At 66.6% G+C, this 25,654-nt stretch carries 28 protein-coding genes; 18 read left to right on the top strand and 10 right to left on the bottom strand.

Features of this window, described 5'->3' with window-relative positions; translation table 11 throughout:
• Positions 1-19: 19 nt before the first annotated feature.
• The 3 genes from WBB07_RS04365 to WBB07_RS04355 are packed head-to-tail and all read right to left on the bottom strand — an operon-like array spanning position 20 to position 3,478.
• Positions 20-1,309 carry an alpha-amylase family glycosyl hydrolase gene (locus WBB07_RS04365; RefSeq protein ID WP_526305092.1) on the bottom strand — a complete coding sequence of 430 codons (1,290 nt, stop codon included), beginning with the start codon at positions 1,307-1,309 and terminating at the stop codon, positions 20-22.
• A complete protein-coding gene (locus WBB07_RS04360; protein ID WP_526305090.1) occupies positions 1,306-1,785 on the bottom strand; it encodes a nucleoside deaminase in 480 nt (159 codons plus the stop codon). The genes WBB07_RS04365 and WBB07_RS04360 overlap by 4 nt, the downstream gene beginning before the upstream one ends.
• Positions 1,766-3,478 carry a tetratricopeptide repeat protein gene (locus WBB07_RS04355; protein ID WP_526305088.1) on the bottom strand — a complete coding sequence of 571 codons (1,713 nt, stop codon included), beginning with the start codon at positions 3,476-3,478 and terminating at the stop codon, positions 1,766-1,768. The genes WBB07_RS04360 and WBB07_RS04355 overlap by 20 nt, the downstream gene beginning before the upstream one ends.
• Positions 3,479-3,567: 89 nt before the next feature.
• Here WBB07_RS04355 and WBB07_RS04350 point away from each other — a divergent pair, with 89 nt between their 5' ends.
• On the top strand, positions 3,568-3,906 hold the full coding sequence (locus WBB07_RS04350; protein WP_526305086.1) for a cupin domain-containing protein: 339 nt from the start codon (positions 3,568-3,570) through the stop codon (positions 3,904-3,906).
• A 24-nt stretch (positions 3,907-3,930) separates the two neighbouring features.
• Here the strand turns inward: WBB07_RS04350 and WBB07_RS04345 are convergent, their stop codons facing one another.
• Positions 3,931-5,895, bottom strand: coding sequence for an FUSC family protein (locus WBB07_RS04345; RefSeq protein ID WP_526305084.1), 1,965 nt, complete (start codon positions 5,893-5,895; stop codon positions 3,931-3,933).
• Between the two features lie 41 nt (positions 5,896-5,936).
• On the opposite strand from WBB07_RS04345, the gene WBB07_RS04340 reads away from it, so the two are divergent.
• The gene (locus WBB07_RS04340) at positions 5,937-6,653 is read left to right on the top strand and encodes an EthD domain-containing protein (protein WP_526305082.1); all 717 of its coding nucleotides are present in this window, start codon (positions 5,937-5,939) and stop codon (positions 6,651-6,653) included.
• Positions 6,654-6,698: 45 nt separating this feature from the next.
• A complete protein-coding gene (locus tag WBB07_RS04335; RefSeq protein WP_526305080.1) occupies positions 6,699-7,451 on the top strand; it encodes an enoyl-CoA hydratase/isomerase family protein in 753 nt (250 codons plus the stop codon).
• Between the two features lies 1 nt (position 7,452).
• Here the strand turns inward: WBB07_RS04335 and WBB07_RS04330 are convergent, their stop codons facing one another.
• Positions 7,453-7,641, bottom strand: a complete 189-nt coding sequence (locus WBB07_RS04330; protein WP_526305078.1) for a (2Fe-2S)-binding protein — start codon at positions 7,639-7,641, stop codon at positions 7,453-7,455.
• A 256-nt stretch (positions 7,642-7,897) separates the two neighbouring features.
• Here WBB07_RS04330 and bfr point away from each other — a divergent pair, with 256 nt between their 5' ends.
• The 8 genes from bfr to WBB07_RS04290 all read left to right on the top strand — a co-directional run bounded on the left by bfr (position 7,898) and on the right by WBB07_RS04290 (position 15,851).
• Positions 7,898-8,377 carry a bacterioferritin gene (gene bfr / locus WBB07_RS04325; protein WP_526305076.1) on the top strand — a complete coding sequence of 160 codons (480 nt, stop codon included), beginning with the start codon at positions 7,898-7,900 and terminating at the stop codon, positions 8,375-8,377.
• Between the two features lie 36 nt (positions 8,378-8,413).
• On the top strand, positions 8,414-9,832 hold the full coding sequence (xylB, locus tag WBB07_RS04320; protein ID WP_526305074.1) for a xylulokinase: 1,419 nt from the start codon (positions 8,414-8,416) through the stop codon (positions 9,830-9,832).
• A gap of 9 nt (positions 9,833-9,841) precedes the next feature.
• On the top strand, positions 9,842-11,890 hold the full coding sequence (locus tag WBB07_RS04315; protein WP_526305072.1) for an MDR family MFS transporter: 2,049 nt from the start codon (positions 9,842-9,844) through the stop codon (positions 11,888-11,890).
• Between the two features lie 10 nt (positions 11,891-11,900).
• Positions 11,901-12,395, top strand: coding sequence for a carboxymuconolactone decarboxylase family protein (locus WBB07_RS04310; RefSeq protein ID WP_526305070.1), 495 nt, complete (start codon positions 11,901-11,903; stop codon positions 12,393-12,395).
• The gene (locus WBB07_RS04305; RefSeq protein WP_526305068.1) at positions 12,392-13,744 is read left to right on the top strand and encodes a type I glutamate--ammonia ligase; all 1,353 of its coding nucleotides are present in this window, start codon (positions 12,392-12,394) and stop codon (positions 13,742-13,744) included. Before WBB07_RS04310 ends, WBB07_RS04305 begins: the two co-directional genes overlap by 4 nt.
• Entirely contained in the window at positions 13,745-14,860 is a 1,116-nt protein-coding gene (locus WBB07_RS04300) for an amidohydrolase family protein (protein WP_526305066.1), read from the top strand.
• 70 nt (positions 14,861-14,930) lie between these two features.
• The gene (locus WBB07_RS04295; protein WP_526305064.1) at positions 14,931-15,344 is read left to right on the top strand and encodes an SDR family NAD(P)-dependent oxidoreductase; all 414 of its coding nucleotides are present in this window, start codon (positions 14,931-14,933) and stop codon (positions 15,342-15,344) included.
• A gap of 90 nt (positions 15,345-15,434) precedes the next feature.
• Complete coding sequence (locus WBB07_RS04290) at positions 15,435-15,851, top strand: GNAT family N-acetyltransferase (RefSeq protein ID WP_526305062.1); 417 nt, start codon at positions 15,435-15,437, stop codon at positions 15,849-15,851.
• 55 nt (positions 15,852-15,906) lie between these two features.
• Here the strand turns inward: WBB07_RS04290 and WBB07_RS04285 are convergent, their stop codons facing one another.
• A complete protein-coding gene (locus tag WBB07_RS04285; RefSeq protein WP_526305060.1) occupies positions 15,907-16,353 on the bottom strand; it encodes a limonene-1,2-epoxide hydrolase family protein in 447 nt (148 codons plus the stop codon).
• Positions 16,353-18,137 (bottom strand): N-acyl-D-amino-acid deacylase family protein, encoded by a 1,785-nt coding sequence (locus WBB07_RS04280; RefSeq protein WP_526305058.1) that lies wholly within the window; start codon positions 18,135-18,137, stop codon positions 16,353-16,355. The genes WBB07_RS04285 and WBB07_RS04280 overlap by 1 nt, the downstream gene beginning before the upstream one ends.
• A 107-nt stretch (positions 18,138-18,244) precedes the next feature.
• On the opposite strand from WBB07_RS04280, the gene WBB07_RS04275 reads away from it, so the two are divergent.
• Complete coding sequence (locus tag WBB07_RS04275) at positions 18,245-19,171, top strand: dienelactone hydrolase family protein (protein WP_526305056.1); 927 nt, start codon at positions 18,245-18,247, stop codon at positions 19,169-19,171.
• On the opposite strand, the gene WBB07_RS04270 is transcribed toward WBB07_RS04275, so the two are convergent.
• Positions 19,168-19,521: a hypothetical protein gene (locus WBB07_RS04270; RefSeq protein ID WP_526305054.1), complete on the bottom strand. Its 354-nt coding sequence runs from the start codon at positions 19,519-19,521 to the stop codon at positions 19,168-19,170. The genes WBB07_RS04275 and WBB07_RS04270 overlap by 4 nt on opposite strands.
• Positions 19,522-19,569: 48 nt before the next feature.
• Here WBB07_RS04270 and WBB07_RS04265 point away from each other — a divergent pair, with 48 nt between their 5' ends.
• The 3 genes from WBB07_RS04265 to WBB07_RS04255 all read left to right on the top strand — a co-directional run bounded on the left by WBB07_RS04265 (position 19,570) and on the right by WBB07_RS04255 (position 22,074).
• Complete coding sequence (locus tag WBB07_RS04265; RefSeq protein WP_526305052.1) at positions 19,570-20,373, top strand: acyl-CoA thioesterase; 804 nt, start codon at positions 19,570-19,572, stop codon at positions 20,371-20,373.
• 86 nt (positions 20,374-20,459) lie between these two features.
• Entirely contained in the window at positions 20,460-21,572 is a 1,113-nt protein-coding gene (locus WBB07_RS04260; RefSeq protein WP_526305050.1) for a glycosyltransferase, read from the top strand.
• Between the two features lie 94 nt (positions 21,573-21,666).
• On the top strand, positions 21,667-22,074 hold the full coding sequence (locus WBB07_RS04255) for a hypothetical protein (protein WP_526305048.1): 408 nt from the start codon (positions 21,667-21,669) through the stop codon (positions 22,072-22,074).
• Here WBB07_RS04255 and WBB07_RS04250 read toward each other — a convergent pair.
• Positions 22,057-23,376 carry a cytochrome P450 gene (locus WBB07_RS04250; protein ID WP_526305046.1) on the bottom strand — a complete coding sequence of 440 codons (1,320 nt, stop codon included), beginning with the start codon at positions 23,374-23,376 and terminating at the stop codon, positions 22,057-22,059. The genes WBB07_RS04255 and WBB07_RS04250 overlap by 18 nt on opposite strands.
• 91 nt (positions 23,377-23,467) lie before the next feature.
• Between WBB07_RS04250 and WBB07_RS04245 the strand changes: the two genes are divergently transcribed.
• Positions 23,468-23,869, top strand: a complete 402-nt coding sequence (locus tag WBB07_RS04245) for a hypothetical protein (RefSeq protein ID WP_526305044.1) — start codon at positions 23,468-23,470, stop codon at positions 23,867-23,869.
• Between the two features lie 45 nt (positions 23,870-23,914).
• Positions 23,915-24,373, top strand: coding sequence for an SRPBCC family protein (locus WBB07_RS04240; protein WP_526305042.1), 459 nt, complete (start codon positions 23,915-23,917; stop codon positions 24,371-24,373).
• Between the two features lie 57 nt (positions 24,374-24,430).
• Here the strand turns inward: WBB07_RS04240 and WBB07_RS04235 are convergent, their stop codons facing one another.
• Entirely contained in the window at positions 24,431-24,874 is a 444-nt protein-coding gene (locus tag WBB07_RS04235) for a transglycosylase family protein (RefSeq protein WP_526305040.1), read from the bottom strand.
• A gap of 231 nt (positions 24,875-25,105) precedes the next feature.
• On the opposite strand from WBB07_RS04235, the gene WBB07_RS04230 reads away from it, so the two are divergent.
• Positions 25,106-25,627, top strand: a complete 522-nt coding sequence (locus WBB07_RS04230) for a hypothetical protein (RefSeq protein ID WP_526305038.1) — start codon at positions 25,106-25,108, stop codon at positions 25,625-25,627.
• The last annotated feature ends 27 nt before the right edge of the window (positions 25,628-25,654 follow it).

Raw genomic sequence — 25,654 nt, 5'->3', positions numbered from 1 at the left:
CTAGCCTGCAAACGCCGGCTCAGGGAGACAGGATCAGCCAGCCGTTCGGTGGCACCTGGGTCTGCTGGACCAGCTCGGCCGGTGGGGCTCCGGAGCCTGCGATCACCTGGCCCGCCTGATCGAGGGCCATCGGCGCATCGTCGATGTTGAGCGCGACCACCAGCGCCTGGTCGCCCGCACGGACCTCGTAGGCATACCCACGGTTGCTGACCTGCAGCGGTGCGGAGGTGGCGCGGTGCAGCCACGGATGGCGCCGACGCAACCCGATGAGGAACTGGTGCAGGGCAAACAGTTCCCGGCCGCGGGCATCGGCCTGCAGCGGGGGAGCGCCGAACTCGGGGCGTACTGCGTCGTCGCCACCGGCGCGGTCCTCTTTGACGCCGTGGAAGCCGAACTCGTCGCCTGCGTAGATCGTCGGGACACCGCCGAGGGTCAGCAACAGGACCAGCGCGTGTGCGACGTGGCGCTCGTCGCCGAGTTTGCTCGCGATGCGGGTGACATCGTGGTTGCCGATGAAGGTCTGGGGGACAAATCTGTCCAGGAATTTGTTGTGGCGCTGCAGTGCCCAGTCGAGTTCGTGGAAGTTGCCGTCGTTCAGGCTGCTCCAGATGGCTTTCCAGAGCTCGTACTGGGTCACCGCGTCGTATCCGGCCTCGTCGACCATCGCGGCATAGTCACCGTGGATCACCTCGCCGACGATCCAAGCATCCGGATGCCGCTCGCGGACCCGTGGTAACACCTGGGACCAGAACTTTTGCGGCACAGCGTAAGCCGCATCGAGGCGCCAGCCATCGGCGCCTCGATCGAGCCAGTGCGACATCACGTCAGCGGTGTAGTCGACCACCGCCGGATTGCCATGGTTGAGAGTGATCAGGTCACCGTGGCCCTCGAAGGTGTGGAACCGGCCCGGGCGGCCGCGGAACCAGCCGATGGCCTCGGTGTCACCGTCGAGAGCGGCCCGGTAGACCGCGAAGTCGGTACCGACGTGGTTGAACACGCCGTCGAGTAGCACCTTCAGCCCGCGGCGGTGGGCTTCGTCGACGAGGCTGTCGAAATCGGCGTCGTCACCCAGCCGCGGGTCGATGACACGATGGTCGGTGGTGTCGTAACCATGTGTGCGGGAAGCGAAGACGGGCCCGAGTGCGATACCGGACGCGCCGAGGGTGACGGCGTGGTCGAACCAATCCGCGACCCGCGCCAACCGGTGTTCATCCGACCCGGGTGCCGGATCGGCGGGGAATGCCCCCACGAAGCCCAGTGGATAGACCTGCCACCAGATGGCGTGCGAGACCCATTCGGGTTCGGTCATGGGCGGAACCTGGACTCGTACAGCGCTTTCATCTCCACTTCCAGTTCGGGGGCCGGCCCGTCGACCACCACCCGCGGTGCGACGGTGCTGATGGGCAGCGCCGCCACTGGTGGCGGTGGTGCGCCCCATTCCTCCAGCCACTGCGACAACTGCTGAGACGAGGTTGCGTAGACAATGCGGCCCAGTCCCACCCAGCCGTGGGCGGCCGAGCACATCGGGCAGTGCTCACCGGAGGTGTAGACGGTGGCCCGGATCCGCCGTACCGGCGCCAAGTTCTCCGCGGCCCACCGGGCGATGGCGAACTCGGGATGTCGGGTGGCGTCGCCGTCCTTTACCCGATTGCGGTCTTCGAACAGGGTGTTACCGTCGGCGTCGACCAGGATCGAACCGAACGGTTCATCGCCGTTGTCCAGGGCGGCGCGCGCCAGCTCGACACAGCGCGCCAGCCATTCGACGTCACGGTCGGTCAGGCCCACGAGTCCGAAGTGTACGCACTACGGGATCGACATCCATCCGGCACGCGCACGACGCGGTGACCGGGACATCGGCCCGCGCCCTCGCCAGATCCAGTTGCCGGCTGATTATCACGGCTTCGTCGGCACGGCCCAGTCGTTGCAGACACTCGTGATAGCCGTGCAGGCTCCAGAGGTTGTTCGGGTGCTGGCAGGGGCGGGCCAGCGTCGGGTCCAGGCCGAGGTCCGCTTCGTACACCTTGGCCGCCTCCTCGACGTGGCCCTGCTCCAGCAGCAGCGCGCCGTAAGCGTGCCGGGTGGGTTGCATCCAGCCCCAGGGTTCGTCATAGGGGAGGTTGTCGTCGAGTTCGATGGCTGCCCTGAGGTATTCGAAGGCGGCATCGAAATTGCCCTTCCGGTAAGCGATCTCGCCGTCGAGCATGGCACGCGCCACATCGAGGATGTCACGGCTGGTGTTGTTGAACAGATAGCGGCTCGGCGGAATCGTGGCATACGCCGTCTCGAATGCTGCCCGTTCGGCTTTGGCCTGCTCGATCTGCCCAAGGGCGGCGTGTGCGACACCGCGGCCATAGTGGACGGTGGCCGCTGTGGTGCAGTACAGCTCGGGATCGTCGGGCAACAGCTGGGCGCTCAGCTCATTCCAGCGTCCGAAGCGGATCAGCACATGAATCCGCAGCGGCACAAAGGCTTCCAACCAGTCCGCCATCGGCGGGGAGGTGATCGACAGCAGCTCGGCGGTGAGCTGGCTTGCCAGTTCGTCGGCAGCGGCCAGTGCCACCCGATATTGTCCGCTGAACATGGCCGAGTACACGACGAAGTGCAGGTCGTGTGCGCGGTACAACGAGTAGAAGTTCAGTGGCCCTTGGTGTTCGACGAACTTGCGGTCGGCCGCGACGGCGGACTGATTGGACACCACGGAACTGTGGTAGTCGCCGCACAACACGTCGATGTGGGTGGGCATGTGCTGCAGATGGCCCGCGTCGGGGACCAGGCCGCGCAGCAGGTCGGCCGCCGGTAGCGCGTCCTCGGGGTGCGCCGACATTTCCATGGTGTGGATGTAGAGGTGTAGCAGCCCCGGATGGGCCCGGCCCGTGCCGGTGGCCAGCGCGGCGTCGAGGATTCGTTTGGCCTCGGCCACCCGTGAGCCGGCTGCGGGTTCTCCGGTGCGGGTGTCCCACAGCGCCCACGCGGTCACGTTCACCAGTGCATCGGCGGCCAGTGTCTGGATGTCGATGTCATCCGGGTAGGTGCTCGCCACCATCAGCATCGCGTCGGCATAGGCGGTGTGGCCAGCGGCGAGGGCCTCCACATCTTCGGGATCGTCGGTGGGGAATCGGGCGGCCAGCGCTTCGATCAGGTCCCGCTCTGCCGGGGTGGCTCGCCCGTCGCGGGCCAGCTGCAGCTCCTGGCGGGCCCGGGCCAGCGACACCGCAAGGTCGACGGGGTCGAAGGCCTCCCAGGCCTTGTTGTAGTTGGGGCCGCTGGCATAGGCGATACCCCAACGGGCCAGCGCCAGGCCGGGGTCGTGGGTCAGAGCTTTCTCGAAACACGCAATTGCTTCGCCATGGTTGAAGGCATACGCCCAGACCAGGCCACGGTCGAACCACAGTTGCGCCTGCGGGGAGGTGGTTTCGACAGGGCGGCAGTAGGCGCCGAGGTCGTAATACGGTCCTGGATCCGCCGTGCCAGTCGTCATGCTCGAACTCTAGTGGTGGGCGCCGGTCTAGCATCTCCACCATGATTCGGTGCGTCCGGCTGTGGACCGGGCAAGATGGTGGTTCTCACGTGCAGGTCGGGCGCCTGGAGATGCGGCCCGGCCGCAACGGTGATCTGGTGTCGCCGTCGATGTCGTCGGCACACGTCACCGTGGAAGAGACCGCCGGCGGCGGATCGCTGGCCTGGCACACCGCTCCGGTCCGGCAGCTGGTGGTGACGCTGGCCGGCACACTGCAGTTCCTCACCCGCGACGGCGAACAATTCACCTTGGGCCCCGGCGATGTGCTGCTTGCCGAGGACACCGCGGGCAGCGGTCACCAATGGCAGTTGCACGGCGACGATCCCTGGCGACGGATGTATGTGGTGTTGGCACCGGGGACCGAAGTTCCGTTTGTCGTGGACCAGTAGCTGCGCCCAGGCGGGCAACACCATTCAGGTGTATGCGGTGACGGTCAACAGATGTCGGGTGATGGTCTCCGCCTCGGCCACCAGCACGCGCGCAGCGATGTCGCTGCGCCCGAGGAAGGCGGCCGACTCCCGGAGTTGCTGTTCGGTGGCGATCAGATGGGTGGTGTCGAGAGTCCAGGCCTGACCGGGCTGTGGGGTGTCGCCGCGGAGCGCATCGACGAAGTCATAGACAGCGACGACAAACCTCCGGTCGAGAGTGCCGGGGTCGGCGGTCGGAACCTGGGATTCCATGATGGCGCAGGACCCGGTCACGGCGTTGATCACCGCGCGGTAGCCGGTGAGCCAGCGCCGAACCGCGGGGTTGTCGGCACGGGTAGAGCCGCTGGCGGCCTCGAAGGCGGACCGTGCCCGCACCGCCCGCTCCCACGCTGCGGCGATCACCTCGGCGGTATCGCTGTGTGGCCGCACCAGCGCGCAGACGACGGTTGCGCTGTAGTCGATCTCGGCTTTGAGTAGCTCACCGGCTCGCTGGTTGAGGCGGACCAGCGACCGATCCGGCAGTATCACGTGGCCGGCGACGGCCAAGGCGCCGCCGATGATCGTCGCGACCAAGCGTTCGCGGAGGGTGTCGGCGTGGATGCCACCGGTGACATCGACGAGGAACACCACGGTGGCCGCCAAGGTGGCGGTCACCGGCACGTAGCTGATCCCGGAGATCGCGTAGGCGATTCCGACAAACAGCACCGCCAGCACGGCCGACATCGCCCAGCCGGGATTTGTGAGCACCGTGATCGAGGTCGCGATCACGATGCCCACGAGGGTGCCACCGACTCGGATGACACATCGGGTGTAGGTATGTGCGGTTTCCGGGCGCAACACCAGCAGCACGGTCAGCGCCATCCAGTAGCCCTGCGCCATCCCGGTGAGGGCGGCAGCAGCGGTACCCACTCCGGCCGCCGCACCCAGGCGGACGGCGTGCCGCAGCACGGGGGAGTTCCAGTGCAGCTGCGAGCGCACGGACGCTCGCCCGGCCGCCACCCTGCGCAACGGAGTGGTCGACCCGGTGAACCGCAGGGATACGGCTTCCCGGAGCTGAGTCTGCAGGCGGTGTGCCGACAGCACCGCGGCGTTCGGTACGTGGCCGACGGCGGCGTCGATGGCGGACAGCGCGCGCCCGGCGTCGGAGCGGGCGGTGCGACTGCTGCCGGTGATGGCATCGAGGGCGTCGGCGGCGGCCAGGATGAGGGCCTGTGTCGAGGGTCCCGATGAATTCGCCCGGAGCGCAGTCAGTGTCATCGCTATGCGTTCGGGCAGGCCGAAGAGGCCGCGAAACGCGGGCGGGCGACGCCGAGCCTGTCGTTCGGTCATCGTGTAGGTGTCGCGCAGGGTGAACAGCGGAGCGACGTCCAGCGCCGCCTCGGGATCGGCGGCCAGTTCGCGCGCCCCGGCTGCCACCGACCGGTACGCGTCGGCGAGTGCGGCTTGCTGAGCCTGCCATCGGTGGGCCGGCCAGGCGGCGACCAGCACGGCCTGGGTCAGCCCGCCGGTGACGGCCAGCGCCGCAGTGAGGGCGGCGTCGGCCGACGATGTGGGTTGGTGGGCGCTACTGATCAGCAGCGCCGTGATTGCCGCGGCCACCAGCGCGGTGCTGGCGTTGACGGCCCACAGCAGGCCGGCTCCGATCGACCACATCACGACGACTGCGGTGAACCACAGGCCGTGGGGCGCGGTCAACGTTCCCAGGAACACCGCGACCCCGGCGGCCGCGGAGACGCCGAGCACCGCGGGCATTCGGTCGTGCGGGTTGTCCTGCAGTGCAGTGGTTCCGGCGATCGCCGCCGTGCCGCCCGCCGCGATCACCGCAGTCGGTGACCCCCATTCGACGGCCAGCACCACGGCGAGCAGGATGCCGAGCATGCTGCGTGCGACCTCTCCGACGTACGGCCACGGTGGCCGAAACATCGGTTCGAGCGCACGGAGTTTGCCCATCCCGACATTATGCGCCGGTGTTTGCCAGGTAGATTCGCGACATGGAGAAGGTCATCTTCGTGTTGCGGTCGAATTCGAGCACTGCCGGAGGTGACGACCAGTGGTGTGAGCGGCTGCGTGGTCCGGTGGCTCGAGACCTGTTGGATCTCGGCGTGCCCGGGCTGACGATCAATGTCAAGGATGCGCCGGTGCGGGATTCGTTGATGACATTGACAACTCTGGATCCGCCGGTGGACGCGGTCGTGAGTGTGTGGGCGCAGCAGAGTTACGGGCCGCAGCTGGGGGCAGTCGCTGCGAAGCTGGGCGAGATCGCCTCCGATGTGTTCGGCTATCTTGTCACCGAATCCGTTCCATTGCCGCCGCCGGTGACCGAACCGGGCAGTAGGACAACGGGTTTGGCGAACATCGCGCTGTTGCGCAGGCCTCCTGAACTCGACGAGGGGACTTGGCGGCACCGCTGGCAGATCGACCACACGCCGGTGGCCATCGAAACACAGGCGACGTTCGGTTATGTCCAGAACGCAGTCGTTCGGGCGTTGACGCCGGGCGCGCCGGAGCTGGCGGCGATAGTCGAGGAGTTGTTCCCCGACGCCGCGGTCTCCGATGTCAGGGCATTCTTCGGCACTGACGATGACACTGAGCTGGGGCGCCGGATTTCGGCAATGGTCGCCAGTACCTCGGCCTTCGGCGCGAACCAGAACATCGACACGGTGCCGACGAGTCGCTATGTGTGGCGATCGGCGTTCACGACTGACTAGCCCTAATCAGGGACGGTGGAAACTAGACCCATTAAGCTGCCGGGCGTGACACTTCAGACCGCTGATGACAACCGGGTACGCACGCTGACGTTGAACCGTCCGGAGGCGCTCAACGCGTTCAACGAGGCTCTGTATGACGCCACCACGGTCGCGTTGCGGGAAGCGGCCGAGGATCCCGAGGTTGCCGTGGTCCTGATCACCGGGACGGGCCGGGCCTTCAGCGCCGGTACTGATCTGGCCGAGATGCAGGCTCGGATCACCGATCCGGATTTCACTCCCGGTGAGCACGGCTTCATGGGGCTGATCGACGCGTTGACCGTCTTTCCCAAGCCGCTGATCTGTGCCGTCAACGGTTTGGGTCTGGGGATCGGCACCACCATCCTGGGCTTTGCCGATATCGCCTTCATGTCGGCCACGGCAAAGCTGAAGTGCCCGTTCACCAGTCTCGGGGTGGCACCGGAAGCGGCATCGTCGTATCTGTTGCCGCAGTTGATCGGCAGGCAGAACGCGGCGTGGCTGCTGATGTCCTCGGAATGGGTCAGTGCCGAGGAAGCGCTGCGGATGGGTTTGGTGTGGAAGGTGTGTGAGCCCGACGAGCTGCTGGGGGAGGCCCGCCGGCACGCCGAGGTGTTGGCGTCGCGGCCGATCGCGAGCCTGCAGGCGGTCAAGGCCACAATGGTGGCGCCGATTCGGGCGGAGATCGATGCTGCCCGGGCCAGGGAGAACGCGTGTTTTGTCGAGTTGATGGGTGCTCAGGCCAACGCGGATGCATTGGCGGAGTTCACCGGGAAAAGCTGAATCACGAGGCGACGCCGGCGGGTTGTTCGGCCAGAGCGGCGGCGATGATGGCCCGCACCGTCACTCGGCACCGTCCGCAGTCCGAACCTGCTCCGCAGGCCGCGGCGACCTGCCTGGACGTGCAGGCTCCCTTGGCTACTGCATCGGCGACACAGTGGCTGGTGGCACCGGTGCAGAGGCAGACGTACATCACACTCCCTGGCGCAGATCGACTCGCATGATTAGCGAAGTCTAACCTAAGTTCGCTGATTTTGTTAGGGCTCCCTCAGTTAGGTGTGCCTACGATAAAACCGCAGGTAGGGGGCGGTTTTTTCGGCGATTGGCTAGTGCTTTGAGGCTCGGACTCGGCTAGATTCAAGAGCGCAGCGGATGTGCGCACAGCCCAGCGCTCCGTGAGCGATTGCACTGACAGCCCGTGTACACAAGCCTGTTCTCAAGGAGCCCTCATGCAAGGCGATCCAGACGTTCTCAAGTTGCTGAACGAGCAGCTGACCAGCGAGTTGACGGCAATCAATCAGTACTTCCTGCATTCGAAGATGCAGGACAACTGGGGCTTCACCGAAGTTGCGGCGCATACCCGCAAGGAGTCGTTCGAAGAGATGCAGCATGCGGAGGCCATCACCGATCGCATCCTGCTGCTCGACGGCCTGCCCAACTATCAGCGGCTGTTCTCGCTGCGCGTCGGCCAGACGCTACGGGAACAGTTCGAATCCGACCTGGCCATCGAACTGGAGGTCGCCGAGCGGCTACGGCCGGGGATCATCCTGTGCCGTGAGAGGCAGGACAGCACCAGTGCCAAGTTGCTCGAGACCATCATGGCCGACGAGGAAGAACACATCGACTACCTCGAAACGCAGCTGGAGTTGATGGACAAGCTGGGAGAGCAGCTTTATCTCGCGCAGTGTGTGGCGCGTCCCCCTCAGTGACACGCGTGGGCCAGTTGCACGCGTAACCTCGTCGGCGTGTCACTTGTCGCGGGTATCGATTCGTCTACACAGTCATGCAAAGTTCTGGTTTGTGACGCCGACACCGGCGTGATCGTCCGGTCGGCCTCGGCTCCCCACCCCGGTGGGACCGAGGTTGATCCGGCCGCTTGGTGGGAGGCGCTGCAGACGGCCGCCGAGGCCGCGGGCGGTCTCGACGATGTCGAGGCCGTATCGGTCGGCGGGCAGCAACACGGCATGGTGTGCCTGGATTCGTCCGGCCATGTGGTCCGGGACGCACTGTTGTGGAACGACACGCGTTCCGCGGCTGCTGCCGACGACCTCATCGACGAGCTGGGCAGCGCCGCGAGCTGGGCGCAGGAGGTCGGTGTGGTGCCGGTGGCTTCCTTCACCGTGACCAAGCTGCGTTGGCTGGCCGACAATGAACCCGACAACGCCGACCGCACCGCTGCAGTGTGCCTGCCGCACGACTGGTTGACCTGGCGGCTGGCCGGTTCCACGGATATCGGCGATTTGGTCACCGACCGCAGCGATGCCAGCGGAACCGGATACTTCTCGGCCGAGGACAACACGTACAAGCAGGACCTGCTGCTCCTGGCGATGCGTGGGCGCTTGCCGCACACGCCCCGGGTGCTGGGACCGGCCGAGTCGGCTCTGCGCCGTGCCGGCAACGGAGCGGCTCTGGGACCGGGGGCCGGCGACAATGCGGCGGCCGCACTGGGGTTGGGGGCCGCGCCCGGTGACTGTGTGATGTCCCTGGGGACTTCCGGAGTGATCAGTGCGGTGGGCGAGAGCGCCCCGCACGACGCGGACGGGATTGTTGCGGGATTTGCCGACGCCACCGGACGGCAGCTGCCGCTGGTCTGCACCCTCAACGGCGCACCGGTGCTGGCCGCTGTCGCCAAGATGCTGGGGGTCGACCTCGCGGCGTTCTCCGACCTGGCGCTGTCGGCTCCGGCAGGCGCCGAAGGGCTGGTCTGGGTTCCCTATTTCGACGGCGAACGTTCTCCCAATCTGCCTGAGGCCCGCGGTGCGCTCCAGGGGGCCAGCACCACAAACCTCTCACCGGCCAACGTGGCCCGGGCCGCGGTCGAGGGTCTGTTGTGTTCGATGGCGTACTGCCTGGACAAGATCGCCGAGCAGGGTGTCGCCGTGGAGCGGGTCCTCATGGTCGGGGGTGGCGCGCATTCGGAGGCGGTCCGCCGGCTGGCGCCTGCGGTGCTCGGGCGGCCCGTCGAGGTGCCGACACCCGGCGAGTACGTTGCCCTCGGCGCGGCCCGTCAGGCGGCCTGGGTACTGGCCGGTGGTGACGAGCCGCCGAACTGGTCGCTGGAGGGTTCTCAGACCTACACGGGCGAACCCACCCCGCATGTCCTCGAGCAGTACCACGCGGCGCGGGGCCTCACCCTGGGCCAGCGCAAAATAATGCTAGTGTAACTAACTATCGTGTCGTACTCTGCTCTGCCCGAGTCGGCCAGTCCACTTCTGAGTTCTCGACGCCGCAACTTCGTATTCGTGGCTGTGCTGTTGGGAATGTTGCTGGCCGCGCTCGACCAGACCATCGTCGCCACCGCGCTGCCCACTGTTGTCGCCGACCTCGGCGGCGCCGGTCACCAGTCGTGGGTGGTGACCAGTTACCTGCTGGCCTCGACCGTCGCCACCGCCATCGTCGGCAAGCTCGGTGATCTTTTTGGACGCAAACCGGTGTTCGGTGTCTCGGTGCTGTTTTTCCTGGCCGGCTCGGTCCTGTGCGGGCTGGCCGGATCGATGTCGATGTTGGTGGCGGCGCGGGCACTCCAGGGGATCGGCGGTGGCGCCATCATGGTCACCGCGATGGCACTGATCGGTGAGGTCATCCCGCTGCGGGAGCGCGGCCGCTACCAGGGTGCCCTCGGCGCGGTCTTCGGGGTGACAACCGTCATCGGGCCATTGCTCGGCGGGTTCTTCACCGACCATCTGAGCTGGCGCTGGGCGTTCTGGATCAACGTCCCGGTCGGCATCGTGGTCCTCATCGTGGGAGCTGCGGCCATCCCCTCGCTGGCCCGCTCCGCCAAACCCGTCATCGATTACGCCGGAATCCTGTTCATCGGCCTGGGAGCCTCCGGTCTGACACTGGCCACCAGTTGGGGCGGGGGTGAATACGCCTGGACCTCGCCGGTGATCATCGGGCTGTTCCTCGGATCGGTTGTCGCGCTGGTGGTGTTCGTCTGGGTCCAGACCCGGGCGGCCGAACCCATCCTGCCGATGCGGCTCTTCCGTAGCCCGGTGTTCTCGGTGTGCTGCATCCTCGGCTTCATCGTCGGCTTCGCCATGCTGGGAGCCTTGACCTTCCTGCCCACCTTCATGCAATTTGTCGACGGGGTGTCGGCCACCGAGTCCGGCCTGCGCACGTTGCCGATGGTGCTCGGGCTGCTGACGACGTCGATGGTCAGCGGCCAGATCGTCGGACGGACCGGCCGCTACAAGGTTTTCCCGGTGGCCGGCACCGCGATCATGACCCTCGGATTCCTGCTGCTGTCCCGCTTGGACGCCGACACCTCGCTGTGGCTGCAGTCGCTGTACCTGTTGGTGCTCGGCTCCGGTATCGGGCTGTGCATGCAGGTTCTGGTGATCATCGTGCAGAACACCTCCCGGTTCGAGGATCTTGGCATCGTCACCTCGGGCGTCACGTTTTTTCGCACCATCGGCAGCGCATTCGGTGCAGCCGTCTTCGGGTCCCTGTTCGTCAACTTCCTGGCAAGCCGCATCGGGCCTGCGCTGGTGGCCGCCGGTGCGCCACCGACCGCCGCCGAGTCACCCAAAGCACTGCATCTGCTGCCCGCCGAGATGGCCGCCCCGATCGTCGACGCCTATGCCGATTCTCTGAGCCGGGTGTTCCTCTGCGCCGTACCCGTCGCGCTGCTCGGGTTTGTGGTCTCGTTGTTCCTCAAAGAGGTGCCGCTGCGCGATATGGAGGCGGCGTCGGCGGCCGATCTCGGCGAAGGCTTCGGAGTGCCGAGCGCCGACTCCCCGGAAAAGATCCTCGAGACCGCGGTGAGCCGGATGTTCCGCGATTCACCCGAAATCCGGCTGCGCCATATCGCCGGACGTCACGGATGTGAGCTCGATGTCGCCCGACTGTGGGCATTGCTGCAGATCTACCGGCAGAACCAGGCATTCGGCACCGCCCGGCTCAGCGAAATCGGAGACCGACTGCGACTACCGTTCGAGATCCTGGAACCGACCTTCGACAATCTTGTCGCCGGTGGGCACGCACTGCGAACCGGCGACCAGATGTGGCTCACCCAGGCCGGGGTCCGCCAGGTCGACGCAGCCTCGTCGGTGATCGTGAGTCGCATTCTGGTGAAACTGTCCCAATCGGCGACGTTCGAAGGCCGTCCGGATCGTGACGATGTTGAAGCCGCGCTGGAACGGATTGCCCACCGGATGCTGATGCAGCGCGACTGGGTCGACGAAAAACTAGAACACGTTCCACTGCCTGGCCCCCGGGCGTAGCATCGCCGTCATGAGCCGAATCGGAGAGTTCCCGGCAGACGATGTAGCGGGTTGGATCCTGAAATCGCCGGAGATCGGCGCTGCAATGGCGGGTTACACGCATGCGGTGTACAACAACAACCGGTTGCCGCTGCGGGTCCGTGAACTCGCCCGGATCGTGATCGCCCACGACAACGAATGCACGGTCTGCATCAATACCCGCGATGCCGACGGGCCGGCGGCCGGCGTGGACGAAGATCTGTACAGCCACGCCGAACAGTGGCGGACCTGGTCCGGCTACAGCGAACAGGAGCGCATCGCCGCCGAGTTCGCGCACCGGTTCGGTACCGAACACACGAAATTGCGTGACGACGAAGATTTCTGGGAGCGGGCGCGTCCACACTTCTCCGACGAGCTGATGGCCGATCTGGCCCTGTCCTGCGCGATGTGGGTGGGTATGGGCCGGATGCTGCGCACCCTCGACATCGGCCAGGCCTGCAAGCTCACCCTGCCCAGTCGCGCATGACAGCAGCGCCCGCTCCCGCCGCATCGGTCGCCCAACTCGAGGCCAACGACGTGGTGACGGTGGTGGGCACAGTGGTCAATCCCGCAGGCCTGACTCACGCCAAAACCGTTCCGGTCACGCGGATCAATGCGTTCGCCGATACCGGGCTGGGCGCCAGCCCGGTATGGCATGGATTTGCCATCGATCAGGCCGGTATCGCGTTCACCGACGACATCAGTGTGGTCGGCGATCAGCGGATCCGCATCGACCTGGCGGCGTTGCGCCTCATCGGAGACGGATTGGCTTGGGCGCCAGGACAGTTCTTCACTCAAGACGGTGCGGCCGTGCCCGCCTGTAGCCGCGGCGTGCTGCTGCGGTTGGAACACCAGCTCGCCGAGCGGGGACTGAGCGCACGGATCGGTCACGAACTCGAGTTTGTGCTCGTCGGCCCCGACGGCGCCGCGCTGCCGACCAACGCCTGGGCCCAGTACGGGCTGGCCGGCGTGCTCGAGTACGAAGGTTTCATCCGAGATGTCACCGCGGCGGCCAGCGCGGCGGGTGTCGGCCTGGAGCAGTTGCACCCGGAGTATGGCGGCAATCAGTTCGAGATCTCACTGACGCCGCGAACCCCGGTGGCCGCCGCCGATCACCTGGTGCTGATGCGCATCATCGTCAGCCGAGTGGCCCGCCGGTACGGTCTGCGGGTCAGCTTCTCGCCGGTTCCCTTTGCCGGATCTGTTGGTTCTGGTGCCCACCAACACTTCTCGCTGTCCCGGGGTGAACAACCGCTGTTCTCCGGCGGTCCCGGGCCCCACGGAATGACCCAGGAGGGGGAACACGCGATAGCCGGTGTGCTGCAGGGATTGCCGCAGGCCCAGGGGGTGCTGGCGGGATCGTTGCTGTCCGGGCTGCGGATGCGGCCCGGACAGTGGGCAGGTGCATATGTCTGCTGGGGAGTCGAGAACCGCGAAGCCGCGCTCCGCTTCCTGCTCGGGGGTCCGGCCAACCCCTACGGTGCCAACGTCGAGGTCAAGATCGTCGATCCGTCGGCCAACCCATACTTTGGCTCGGCGGCCATCCTGGGGCTCGCTCTCGACGGTATCGACCGCAAAGCCGCGCTGCCGGAGGAGACCGCGGTGGATCCGGCGACACTCAGCGACGCGGACCGGGCCGCGGCCGGTACGGTGCTGTTGCCGGAATCGCAGGCCGATGTCCTGGCCGCGCTCGACGGTTCCGCGCTGATGCGCGCCATCTTGGGGGAGCAGGCGGTCGACGCCTTGGTCGCGGTGCGGCGCTACGAGAGGGCACAGTACGGCGACCTGTCACCGGAGGAAGCCGCGGCGAAGTTCCGGCTGGCGTGGAGTCTCTGAGTGACAGCGGCACTGGCCGAACACATCGCGGCCGTACCCCTGGTGGACCACCATGTGCACGGTTGCTGGGCCACCGCCGGATCCCGCGTGCGCTTCGAGAACGGCCTCAACGAGGCCAACACCGAGCCGGTGGCCGAGTTCGACTCCGCGTTCGACAGCCAGCTCGGCTTTGCGGTGCGCAACCACTGCGCGCCGCTGCTCGGTCTGCCTCGACATGTTGAGCCACAGCGATATTGGGAACGCCGGTCGGAGCTGGGGGAGCAGGGCCTGGCGCGGCTGTTCCTGCGTTCGGCGGGAGTGTCGGAGTGGGTGGTCGACACCGGGTTTGCCGACGGTGTCACCGATCTGAGTCAACTTGCCGACCTGGCGGGTGGGCAAACCCACGAGGTGGTCCGCCTGGAACAGGTCGCCGAGGAGGCGGTGGCTTTGTCCGGTGACTATGTCACGGCGTTTGGTGAGGTTCTGCACCGCCGGGCTGCCACGGCGGTGGGCACCAAATCGATCCTGGCATACCGGGGCGGTTTCGACGGCGATCTGACCGAGCCCACCACCGTCGAGGTGAATGCGGCGGCGCAGCGGTGGCGTGACACCGGCGCCGGGCCCCTGACCGACCGGACACTGCTGCGGTTCGGGCTGTATCAGGGGCTGCGCCTCGGGAAACCCCTGCAACTGCACGTGGGATTCGGCGACCGGGACTGTGATCTGCACCGCACCAATCCGCTGCACCTGCTGGAGTTCCTGCGTAACTCCGGTGACACCCCGGTGACGCTGCTGCACTGCTACCCCTACGAACGGGAAGCGGGCTATCTTGCCCAGGCATTCAACAACGTCTATCTCGATGGTGGCCTGAGCATCAACTTCCTCGGCGCCCGCGCCGGCGCTTTCATCGCCCGGCTGCTGGAGATGGCGCCGTTCCGGAAGATCCTGTATTCCTCGGATGCCTTCGGGCCGGCGGAACTCCACTATCTGGGCTCGCGACTGTGGCGCGACGGAATGCTGCGGGTGCTCGGCGGCTTTGTCGCCGACGGGCAGTGGAGTGAAGCGGACGCGGTCCGGGTTGTCGACATGATCGCCTCGGGAAACGCGCAGCGGATCTACCGGCTCGAGGCGCACTGACAGCCAGTGCTCAGTGCACGAAGATCCAACTCACAGCGCCGTGACAATGAGCGAGAGTTTGATGGAGGGTATGGCACCCGACAACACCGCCGAGGACGTGGTGCTGGTTGTCGATGCCGACACCGACCAGAGCTACGAGTATGCGCGGGCACTACTCGACCGCGGTGTCAGAGTGGTGGTCACCGCGCGAACCACGGGATCACTGGCTCGAATCCTGTCGAACCAAAGCCGAAACAGCGTGTTTGCCATCGCTGCCGACCTCCGCGATCCCTGGCAACGCCGACGACTGTGCGAACGGGTGGTAGCGGAGTTCGGCCAAGTCACCTACGTCGTCGACGGGCACACCGGCGAGTCCAAGTTGTGCTGCGGGGCGATGCCGTTGTCGGAACCGCCGCCGGATGAGGCCGATCAGACCTCGCCGGTGGCGAAGTCCGGCACCCCGGAGGGCGGAGCGTGGTTGGTCGGCGCACCCATGTCCCGGTGACGGGCTTGCCGCCGGCACTGAGTTTCTGGATCAACTGCGATGATGGGCGCCGTGGAGCCGATACATGCGAACTGCCTGCACGTGCGACCGATGACACGGGCGGACTGGGGGTGGATCTCGGCGTGGTTCGGCGACGAGGAACTCAATCGCCGATTGGGTCCGCTCGATGACGAGTGGCTGGAACACGTCCTGTCGGAAACCGAAGGTGTTCAGCTTGTGGTCAACGGTGCCGACGGCACACCGGCGGCGCTCGCCGGGTGTGCCTGGGACGGTTCGGGCTCTGAGCACGCCATCACCGATCTTGCCGTGTGTCCGCGGATGCGCCGGTCCGGGATCGGACGTCGGGCCTTGCTGTCGGTGGTGACCTGGGCCGGGCATCCACCGACGAAGGGCTGGGTCGCCTACGTGGACCCGGACAACCCAGGGGCCTTCGAATTCTTCTCGGCAAACGGCTGGCGTCTTGATGGTCTCGACGATGGTATGCACCGGTTCGGGCTGCAGCTGTGAAAGGGCGCCGGCGGTCCACACCGGAAGGTGCGGCGAGCTGATGCGCTGCGCCAGTTCAGACCTGGCCGGTGGCGTCGTACATCCAGGACATGTCGGCGGTGGCGAAGTCCTCCATCCAGGAGGGCGGAGCGTGGTTGGCCAGCGCACCCATATCCCAATAGTCCTTCCACAGGGTGATCCTGCCGTCGACCACCTTGTGGACGGTGGCGAACTGCAGCAACGCGGTTTCCCCGCCGGCCCAGTGCCATCGCTCGGAATGCTCGTACATCACATCAGGGCCGTCGGCGACCAGTAGGCCGTCGAAGTTCTGGTAGCCGGCCAGGGGTTCCAGGCCGATCTTGAGACGTTTCACGATGTCGTCGGGACCCTTGGCCGCCGCTGTGGGACCCACCGGCATGTCCAGGTAGATGCAGTCGTCGGCCAGGAACGTCTTGACCGCCTCCCAGTCGCGCGCCGACAACGCCCGCCACATCCCCACCACAACTTCACGGGGCGTCGTCATCACCGGACCGCCAGCTCGTCGCTCGGACGCAGCGCACGCACCGGCTGTCCGGCAGCCAGGAAACTGCCGGTCCGGCAGCGGCCCACCAGATCGGTCGGCACCCCGTTGCGGAAGACCGTGCGACCGCCGACCAGGACGGCCGTCACGGTGTCGTCGTTGCGGTTGACCATTCGCGACAGTCCGCCGTACTGCTCGACCGGTTCTTCGGCGTAGGCGTCCAGCGAGGCATCCAGCTTCTCCGGGTCGATCACCACCACGTCGGCACGGTCTCCGATGCGGAGGTGGCCGGCGTCTAGCCGATACCAGTCGGCGAGTTCGCCGGTGAGCCGGTGTACGGCCCGTTCGGTTGTCAGGAACGGCGCCCCGGCGCGCTCGGCGTCCCGGACATGGCGCAACAACCGCAACCCCATGTTGTAGAACGCCATGTTGCGCAGGTGCGCGCCGGCATCCGAAAACCCCATCTGCACACCGGGTTCGGCGGCCAGCTTCTTGAGCACTTCGGGCCGGTGATTCGAGATGGTGGTGCGCCACCGCAACTCCCGGCCGTGCTCGAGCACCAGATCGAGGAACGCATCGACCGGATGCAGTCCACCGCGGTCGCGACCGACCTGGCCGAACGACTTGCCGATCACCGCGGGATCGGGGCAGGCAACGATCTCAGCATCGAAGAAGTCGCGGTGCCACACCCGGATACCCAGCTTGCTCTCATACTGTTTGCGGAATTGCCTGCGATAGGTCTCGTCACGCATCAGATCGTTTCGTTCGACCTCGTCGCGCAGGTGCAGGGCGGCAGCACCGGCGCCGAACTCCTCGAAGATCACCAGGTCGATGCCGTCGGCGTACACCTCGAACGGCACCGGCAGGTGCTGCCATCGGAAGTCGCCGCCGAATCGGTTCGCCAGTCCGGCCAGCGGGCCCATGATCTTCACGGCATACGGGTTTGCCTTGACATCGGCTGCCGACAGCAGACTGGTCTTGAGCTTCTTGCGGAACAGCCCCAGCGACTGGAACACCTGGGAACCGACATTGAGCGGATTCTCGATATCGGGCCCGGACTGCAGGATCCGGCCGCTGCGGCGCAACAGGGATTTGAGCCGACGCAGTTCCCGCGCTTTGGCGTAGGTCGACGGCAGCGTTCGTGACCGGCACGTCTCACCGTCCAGTTTGTCGAAGAGCAGCTGTTGAGACGACATTCCGACCATCCCGGCTTCGATGGCCTCGGCCAGCATGCCCTCCATCTGAGCCTGCTCCGACCGGGTGGGCCGTTCGTCGCTGCGGGTGGCCCGGTCCAGACCCATGGTGGCGGTGCGCATATCGGAATGGCCGATGAACGAGGCCACATTCGGGCCCAGTGGCCGTGCTTCCAGCGCCTCGATGTACTGGGCGCAGCTGTTCCACGATTTGTGCTGATCGACCGCGGCGATCACATGCTCGCGTGGAATGGCCTCCACCCGTCCGAACAGGTCGCCGGCATCCTGGCCGTCGATGTGGATGGTCGACAGGGAGCAGGACCCCAGCATGATCGTGGTGACACCGTGGCGCAGCGACTCTGCCAGGGCAGGGCCGCCGAGCACCTCGACGTCGTAATGGGTGTGGATGTCGATGAGCCCGGGCAGCACCCACTTGCCTGCTGCGTCGATCACCTCGGGGCAGTCGGTCTGATCCAGCGCAGCTGAGGTGATCGCCACGATGTGGCCGCCGCGGATTCCGATGTTCCGCACCGCCGACGGGGCGCCGGAGCCGTCGAACCACCGGCCGCCGAGGATGATCGTGTCGTAGGTCACAGTGTCAATAGAACCTGTTCCAATTATTGCTGTCAACGATTTTGTGTACAGATCTTCGGTTGTGTTCACCACTGGGGTCTGGCGGGCGACCGTCGCATACTCGAAGAATGACACCACTGCAGCGCTATATCGCCGAGGAGATCGCCACCGACCACCTCGACGGGCTGCTGTCCCGTCGCGAGGCGGTCCGCAGATTGGGTCTGCTGGGAATCTCCGCGGCTGCGGCATCCGCGCTGATCGCCGCCTGCGGTGAGAAGCGGCCAGGCCTGCAGAGCGCTTCCAACGCCGAGCCCCCGCCGGCCACGTCCACCGCCCCGACCGAACCGCCGCCGGGCATGGCGCAGGCAGTGCCGACCGTCCCCGTCACCTGGGTGGGACCCGCCGGCGAACTGCGGGGAGTGTGGGCAGCTGCCGCGGAGCCGCGTGGTGGAGTGCTGGTGATCCACGAGAACAAGGGGCTCAACAGTTTTGCCGAATCCGTCGCGGCCAGGCTGGCCGGTGTCGGCTATTCGGCGCTGGCCATCGACCTGCTGTCGGCGCAGGGCGGCACAGCCGCGTTCGCCGATCCCGCGGCAGCTACCGCCGCGCTGGGCAACATCGCCCCGGAAGTGATGATCGCCGATATGCGATCGGGCATCGCCGAAGTGCAACGGCGCCTCCCGGATCACCAAGTCGCGATCGTCGGCTTCTGCATGGGCGGCGGCCTGGTGTGGCGCCTGCTGGCTGCCGGCGCCCCCGAATTGTCAGCTGCAGTACCGTTTTACGGGCCGACACCGGAAAACCCGGACTTCAGCGGCTCTGCCGGGGTGGCGGTGCTGGCGTTCTACGGCGAACTCGACGCACGGGTGAATGCCGGAGAACCGGCAGCCAGTGCGGCACTCGAACAGGCGGGTCTGGTCCACGATGTGGTCATCGAACCGGGCGCCGACCACGCCTTCTTCAACGACACCGGGGAGCGGTACAACGCCGTCGCGGCCGTCGACGCCTGGACCCGCCTCCAGGACTGGTTCGACCGGTACCTGGCTTCCGGTTAAACCGCGTCGAGGGTGGCGACGACGGTGACCCGGCCCGCTCCGTCGCGGTCCGCCACGGCGTGCGCGGTCCGCACCGTGTCGCCGAGCCGGATCGTCAACGGCGCCCCGGCGCCGAGGAAATTACGCCACCACTGTTTGCGATCCGGCATGGCCACCGGGATCCGCACGACGTCACCGCGCCGCCGATAGCCGACAGGCAGCGTGAACGTCTTACCCGACTTGCGCCCGACATAACTGACCTCGGTCAGAGCCTTGCCGAGGATGGACCCCAGCAGCGGCGCTCGGGTCAACGTCGTGACCGCGGAGTTCACCCCGTTGACCACGGATTGCAAAGGACCGCCGAATGCCATGGAACCTCCTGGTGGTCGACCGAACTCGGTACTGCCATGATGCCGGTGATGACTTCCACCCTGCCCGAGGTGCTCGCCACCCTCGATCTGCTCCAAGTCAACCAGACATTGTTCAGAGGCGTCCAACTCGACGGGCCGGCGCACCACATCCTCGGTGGCCACATCGGCGCCCAGGCACTGGTCGCCGCGGCGCACACCGTCAGCGCGGATCGGCCGGTGCGCAGCATGCACGCCCAGTTCCTCCGCAGCGGTGACGCCCGCCGGCACGTCGACTTCGAGGTGATCGCCCTGCACGACGGTGGCACCTTCTCGACCCGCCGCGCCACGGCACGTCAGTCCGGCGCCATCCTGATGGAAGCCACCGTGTCGTTCAGCGCACCAGCCGGTGACGATGTGGCGTATCAGCCGGTGATTCCCGTTGTGCCACAGCCTGAGTCGCTGACCTCGAGACCTGCCGACGGCACCTGGGCCAGTCTGGAATGGTTCGAACGCCGCAGTGTTGTCGACCCTGCTGAGGACACCGCACGAATCTGGTGGCGACCCGATGGCTGTCCGCCACCGAGCCCGACCCTGACCACGGCGCTGGTCGCCTACTTGTCCGCGGTGACTCCGGTGGAGGCCGCGCTGGCGGCCCGGAGGGGCGGGCAGGAGGTCGGGCCGGCCTCGATGGTCGATCACTCGGTGTGGTTCCACGGCGTTGCAGATCTCTCGGATTGGCTGCTCTACGAGCAGCGATCGGCCAGCGGGGCGCAGCGCCGCGCACTCACCACCGGCCGGATGTACAACCGGAACGGCAGCCAGGTGTGCACCGCCGCGCAAGAGGTCTACCTTCCCGCGCCGCGGCCCCGCTGACCGGTCCGGGGCGTGTTCACCAGGGTTTCACCTGAGCGCCGACACCACGTTGTTGACCGCACACGCCTCGGCAGTGGGATGAGTTCATGCGGGTCGTGCAGGTGGCCAACTTCTATGGCCCCCGATCCGGCGGCCTGCGTACCGCCGTCGACCGGCTCGGGGCGGAATACTGCGCCGCCGGGCATGAGGTCTATCTGATCGTGCCGGGCCCCACTGCGAGCAGCACTCAGCTGGCCTCCGGGGTGACGCGGGTTTCGGTGCCGGCCCGCAGGATTCCCTTCGCCGGCGGCTACCGTGCGGTGCTGCCGAGGCCGGTGATCGCCACTCTCGAGCAGCTGGCCCCGGACGCCATCGAGGTGTCGGACCGGTTCACGCTCCGCGGCCTCGGCCGGTGGGGGAGCAGCAGCGGGGTCCGCTCGGTGATGATCTCCCACGAGCGACTCGATCGGCTCACCGGGCAGATCCTCCCGTCACCGATCGCCCGCGGTATCGCCGACATCGCGAATCGCCGCACGGCCGCCCAATACGACACGGTGTTGTGCACCACGGCGTTTGCGCGTGAGGAATTCGACCGGATCGGCGCGACCAACGTTGCAACGGTGCCGCTGGGGGTGGATCTCGACCTGTTCCACCCGCGCCGCTTCTGCGCCGCGATGCGTCGACAATGGGCAGCGCCGGACCAGCTGTTGCTGGTCCATTGCGGCAGGCTGTCGATCGAGAAACGGGTAGACCGAAGCATCGATACGGTTGCCGCCCTGTTGGATTCGGGGATTCCGGCCCGCCTGGTCATCGTTGGTGACGGCCCGCTGCGGCCGCGGCTGGAACGGCAGGCGGCTCGGTTGCCGGTGCATTTCACCGGGTTCGTCGACCACCGCGAGACCGTGGCGGCATTTCTGGCCAGCGCCGACATCGCCCTGGCGCCCGGTCCCCATGAGACTTTTGGCCTCGCCGCGCTGGAGGCACTTGCCTGCGGAACCCCGGCGGTGGTGTCCCGGACCTCGGCGCTGTCGGAGGTGCTGACCTCCGACAGCGGAGCCTGCGCCGACAACAATCCGCAGGCGATCGCAGTGGCGGTCAGCGAGGTGCTCAGCCGTCCCGAACGCCAGCGGCGCCGCGATGCCCGACGGCAGGCGGAGCGATTCACCTGGCCCCGGTCCGCCGAGGGCATGCTGTCGGCTCTCGGTGGCCAGAACGGATGATTCCGGTTTGGTCTTTGCCGATCCGGGCACTCGGCTATTGACGGGGCCGTGGCGGCTGTCTCCACAACCGAGCCCTGGGGATCGAGGAGTCGATATGGATACCACCGTGTGGATCGTCGTTGCTGTTGTCGTGGTTCTGCTGGTGCTTGCGGTGGTGGTGTTCGCCGGGCGCAGTCGACGGAACAAGCAACTGCACGGAAAGGCCGAACGCATTCGCGAAGAAGTCCAGCAGGACTCGGCGCAGGTGCAGCGGCGTGCTGCTCTCGCCGACGAGACGGCCGCGAAAGCCCGTGCGGCACAAGCAGAAGCAGAAGCAAAGGCGGCTGAGGCCCGACGTCTGGCCGATCGCGCCGACGCGCACCGCGATGCCGTTGCCAGCTCGCGCGAGGATCTCGACGAACGACGTGCGCATGCCGACAGCATCGATCCCCGGGTCGACGACCAGAGCCCGCCGGATCAGAAGCCCCCGGTTCCCGGCGGACCCTCAGCGCACCGCAGGTGAGCGGGCGGGGCCCAGCAGCACCGGCAGGTGCGACCAGCCCCGCAGTACCCGGGTGTCCCGGCGCGTGCCCGGGGCGGCCGCCCGGACGTCGGGGAAACGGTCGAAGAACGCGGCCAGCCCCACCTCTCCTTCGGCCCGGGCCAGGGCGGCACCCAGGCAGAAGTGCCGTCCGCCGGAGAACGACAGGTGCCGACCGGCATTCGGACGGGTGACATCGAATCGGTGAGGGTCGGAGAACACCTCCGGATCCCGGTTGGCTCCGGCCAGCGACAGCAGAACTATCTCGCCGCGGGCTACTGGCGTCCCCGCAACCTCGGTGTCGGTCCGGGCCGTTCGGGCACTCATCTGCACCGGAGAATCCAACCGGAGGATCTCCTCGACCGCCGTCGGCCAGTGCTCGGGATGCTCGCGCAGCACCGCCAACTGATCGGGGGCATCCATCAGGAGCCGGATGCCATTTCCCAGCAGATTGACCGTCGTCTCGAATCCGGCGGCCAGCACGAGGCCGGCCACGGCGCGCAGTTCCTCGTCGTCGAGTTGCGAGTCGGCCTCGGAGATCCTGATGAGATCGCTCATCAGGTTGTCGCCGGGATCGGTGCGCAGCCGGTTGATGTGTTCACCCAGCCAGGTGTTGAAACCGGCGAGGCCACGCTCCACTCGCCGGTACTGCGGCCAGCTCAGCCCGACGTCCAGACTGGGGGCGGCGAGTTCACCGAACTCGAGCACCCGGACACGGTCCCGCTCGGGTACACCCAGGATGTCGCTGATCACCGCAACGGGTAACCGGGCGCAGTACCTGTCGACGATGTCCACGGCACCGCCACCTCCGGGGGCATCGGCCACCAAGGCGTCGAGGAGCTCGTCGGCGGTCTGGCGTACCCGTTGCCGCAGGGTGGTGACGGCTCGGGTGGTGAACACCGACGACACGGTCCTTCGGTACCGGGTGTGCTCCGGCGGTTCGACCGCCAGCAACGACGGCGGCCGCAGCGGATGCAACAGCCCGGTCCGGGTGCGCTCCTCGAGGCGGCGCAGCGGCCCGGGCAGGCCGGCCCCCAATTCGATCACCCGGAAGTCGTCGGAGCGCAGCAGTTCGTGGACCACACCGTGATCGACGGTGAGGAGGCTGGCGCGGCACCGGATCAGCGGCCCCAATGGCCGTAGCTCTTCGAGGAAGGGCACCGGATTCGCGCGTACGGCCGGATCGGCGATCAGCCGGCCCTGCGGATCGCCTCGGCGCGCCGCCGCGCCCGCGAAGACGCGGACCACGCCGTGCATGGCCAGCCAGTGCAGGCGCTCTCTCACCAATTTCTCCGCTCGGCTCGGTGGCCCCCACGCTACGAGCACCTCGGCAAACCCGCCAGATACCGGGGGTTCGGCGGTATAGGCTCCGCTCATGATGGGGCGACTTGCCGGATCCGCCGGTGTTCTGGCGGCCACGTGTGTGCTGATGGCTGCGCCCGCGGGGGCCACTCCGGAGCCTGCTGCTCAGGTGGACTGCAACTTCACCTTGAGCGCGCCGTATGTCGTCGACGTCGCCGGAACCCAGATGGTCACCGCCACGGTTGTGCCCGCGGCATGCCCGGATGCGGTGCCCACGGTGCTACAGGCATGTCTGTCGGTTCCGGGCAAGGTGGGACGGTGCGACAACACCGACGGCAACACCATGTCGCAGGTGTACCTCTCGCCGTACGTGCCCGGTATGAGTTACACGGCACGCGGCCGGGGCTGCGCCGCGGTTCCCTCGCCGCCGACCATGATCTGCTCGTCACTGGGGCCCACCGAGGCTGTTCTCTGAGCCCGCCAGGGGTTTATTCCGGCTGACGCGGGGGATTCTCGACCCATGCCAACCGTGTCACGTACGTTCACCGTGAAGCCGCCGCCAAAGGTGGTGCTCGGCTATCTCGAAGATTTCTCCCACGCCCAACAGTGGGATCCCGGCACGCAGCACTGCACCCGGATCGGCGCCGACCCGGTTGGCGTGGGGACCCAGTGGCACAACAAGTCCAAGATCCTCGGGGTGTCGACCGAACTCGAGTACACGCTGCTCGAGTCCAAAGGTGACCGGGTGGTCTTCGAAGGCAAGAACAAATCTTCGACCACTGTCGACACCATCGTGGTGACTCCCGCGCAGTCCGGGTCCCGGATCGAGTATCGGGCAGATCTCAGGATGCACGGTCTTTCAGTGCTCGCGACGCCGATGATGAAGCTGGTATTCGAAAAGCTGGCCGGCGATACCGAGAGCCAGATGATCAAGGTGCTCAACGACCTACCCGCCGATGAGGTCAACAATCAGCGCTGAATCGGCGCGGATGCTGAATTGCCGAAGCCGATTCACGGCACCTGATCAGTCGAGTTGTTATCGGGCCTGGAGTGGAATCAGCGCGATGATCTCGTTGATGGTGTTGCGGATGTAGTCGCCCGGCTGACGCGCTGCCGGAGCCGCGGCCAATGGCGCACGAACCGCGGTGAACGGTGTGCCTGCCTGGGCGCCGCACTTGGGCCAGGCCTTGAGCCCCTGGGTGGCCAACACGTTCTCGGCGACGCGGATCTGCTCGGACCGGCTGGCCTGCGCCGGGTTGCCGCGGCCGCCGTTGGACTGCCAGGTGGCGGGCTTGAATTGCAGACCACCGTAGTGCCCATTGCCGGTGTTGATGGCCCAATTGCCGCCTGATTCGCACTGGGCGATGGCATCCCAGTTGACGCTGTCCGCATTAGCTGTGCCGCTCGACAGGGCCATCATTCCGAACAGGATGGCGCCGGTGAAAGCGGTCAGTACGAAGAACTTGCGGATGGTCTTCATGAGTGATGTTTCGCACCACTTGACGCATCTGTTACTTCAGGAACAGGAGTTTATTCAAAACGCAAATGCTTATTTCTGACTCATAACTTTGTGTACATCTCAGGCGAATCACGAATTACATACACGTAATTCTGAGCGGGTGGGTCCGGAGTGGAGGCGAGGTGAAGCCCAACAGAGTCCGCCGGTTAACATGCTGATCGAATCGACGTGCCGAAACTAAGGGGTCAGCAAGTGAACCGCGCAGCGTGGGCCCGGGTTGGGGCAACGGCCATCGCAGGAGTGCTCGTACTGGCGCCGCTGTCCGCGCCGATGGCTTCCGCTGAACCCACGGCGTATCAATTCGCCAATTGTTATGACGCGAGCCGGCCGGTCCAGGAGCAGCCCGCCACCGTCGTCTACGGCTGTGACGACACCAGCGTCATGGAGAACATGGTGTGGACCACCTGGGGTGCAGACGGAGCCACCGGGACGGGGGTGGACACCGCGATCGAATGCCAGCCCAACTGTGCAGAGGGTCGGCGCCTGGTCAACCCGATTGTTGTCCACGCGTGGAACCCCGCTCCGGCGGAGCAGCCCGGCTGTCCCGCCGGCGTCGAGTTCTACCGCGACTTCACCGTCGCCTATCCCGAGAGCGTGCCGCCCTGGGTGCAGCCGGGAACCTCGTGGACCGAGGATGTCTCCTATGTCTACGTCGACGGTATGCCCGCCGCACACTTCACCAACCAGACGCCGTACAGCTGCACCACGCCCTAGGGGGCCATTCCGTTCCGACCCCAGGTT

It is taken from the genome of Mycobacterium sp. (assembly GCF_049647605.1).
Classification (GTDB): domain Bacteria; phylum Actinomycetota; class Actinomycetes; order Mycobacteriales; family Mycobacteriaceae; genus Mycobacterium.
The sequence above is the reverse complement of the archived record's forward strand: the minus strand, read 5'-3'. Positions and strand labels throughout refer to the sequence as shown.

Bases quoted from the DNA above. Each gene is read 5' to 3' on its own strand.
- WBB07_RS04240 (WP_526305042.1), top strand. From the start codon at position 23,915: ATGCCAACCGTGTCACGTACGTTCACCGTGAAGCCGCCGCCAAAGGTG.
- WBB07_RS04340 (WP_526305082.1), top strand. From the start codon at position 5,937: ATGGAGAAGGTCATCTTCGTGTTGCGGTCGAATTCGAGCACTGCCGGA.
- WBB07_RS04345 (WP_526305084.1), bottom strand. From the start codon at position 5,895: ATGGGCAAACTCCGTGCGCTCGAACCGATGTTTCGGCCACCGTGGCCG.
- WBB07_RS04265 (WP_526305052.1), top strand. From the start codon at position 19,570: ATGACTTCCACCCTGCCCGAGGTGCTCGCCACCCTCGATCTGCTCCAA.
- WBB07_RS04270 (WP_526305054.1), bottom strand. From the start codon at position 19,521: ATGGCATTCGGCGGTCCTTTGCAATCCGTGGTCAACGGGGTGAACTCC.
- WBB07_RS04365 (WP_526305092.1), bottom strand. From the start codon at position 1,309: ATGACCGAACCCGAATGGGTCTCGCACGCCATCTGGTGGCAGGTCTAT.
- WBB07_RS04245 (WP_526305044.1), top strand. From the start codon at position 23,468: ATGATGGGGCGACTTGCCGGATCCGCCGGTGTTCTGGCGGCCACGTGT.
- WBB07_RS04310 (WP_526305070.1), top strand. From the start codon at position 11,901: ATGAGCCGAATCGGAGAGTTCCCGGCAGACGATGTAGCGGGTTGGATC.
- WBB07_RS04290 (WP_526305062.1), top strand. From the start codon at position 15,435: ATGACACGGGCGGACTGGGGGTGGATCTCGGCGTGGTTCGGCGACGAG.
- WBB07_RS04260 (WP_526305050.1), top strand. From the start codon at position 20,460: ATGCGGGTCGTGCAGGTGGCCAACTTCTATGGCCCCCGATCCGGCGGC.
- WBB07_RS04295 (WP_526305064.1), top strand. From the start codon at position 14,931: ATGGCACCCGACAACACCGCCGAGGACGTGGTGCTGGTTGTCGATGCC.
- WBB07_RS04305 (WP_526305068.1), top strand. From the start codon at position 12,392: ATGACAGCAGCGCCCGCTCCCGCCGCATCGGTCGCCCAACTCGAGGCC.
- WBB07_RS04330 (WP_526305078.1), bottom strand. From the start codon at position 7,641: ATGTACGTCTGCCTCTGCACCGGTGCCACCAGCCACTGTGTCGCCGAT.
- WBB07_RS04355 (WP_526305088.1), bottom strand. From the start codon at position 3,478: ATGACGACTGGCACGGCGGATCCAGGACCGTATTACGACCTCGGCGCC.
- WBB07_RS04285 (WP_526305060.1), bottom strand. From the start codon at position 16,353: ATGACGACGCCCCGTGAAGTTGTGGTGGGGATGTGGCGGGCGTTGTCG.
- WBB07_RS04275 (WP_526305056.1), top strand. From the start codon at position 18,245: ATGACACCACTGCAGCGCTATATCGCCGAGGAGATCGCCACCGACCAC.
- bfr (WP_526305076.1), top strand. From the start codon at position 7,898: ATGCAAGGCGATCCAGACGTTCTCAAGTTGCTGAACGAGCAGCTGACC.
- WBB07_RS04255 (WP_526305048.1), top strand. From the start codon at position 21,667: ATGGATACCACCGTGTGGATCGTCGTTGCTGTTGTCGTGGTTCTGCTG.
- WBB07_RS04235 (WP_526305040.1), bottom strand. From the start codon at position 24,874: ATGAAGACCATCCGCAAGTTCTTCGTACTGACCGCTTTCACCGGCGCC.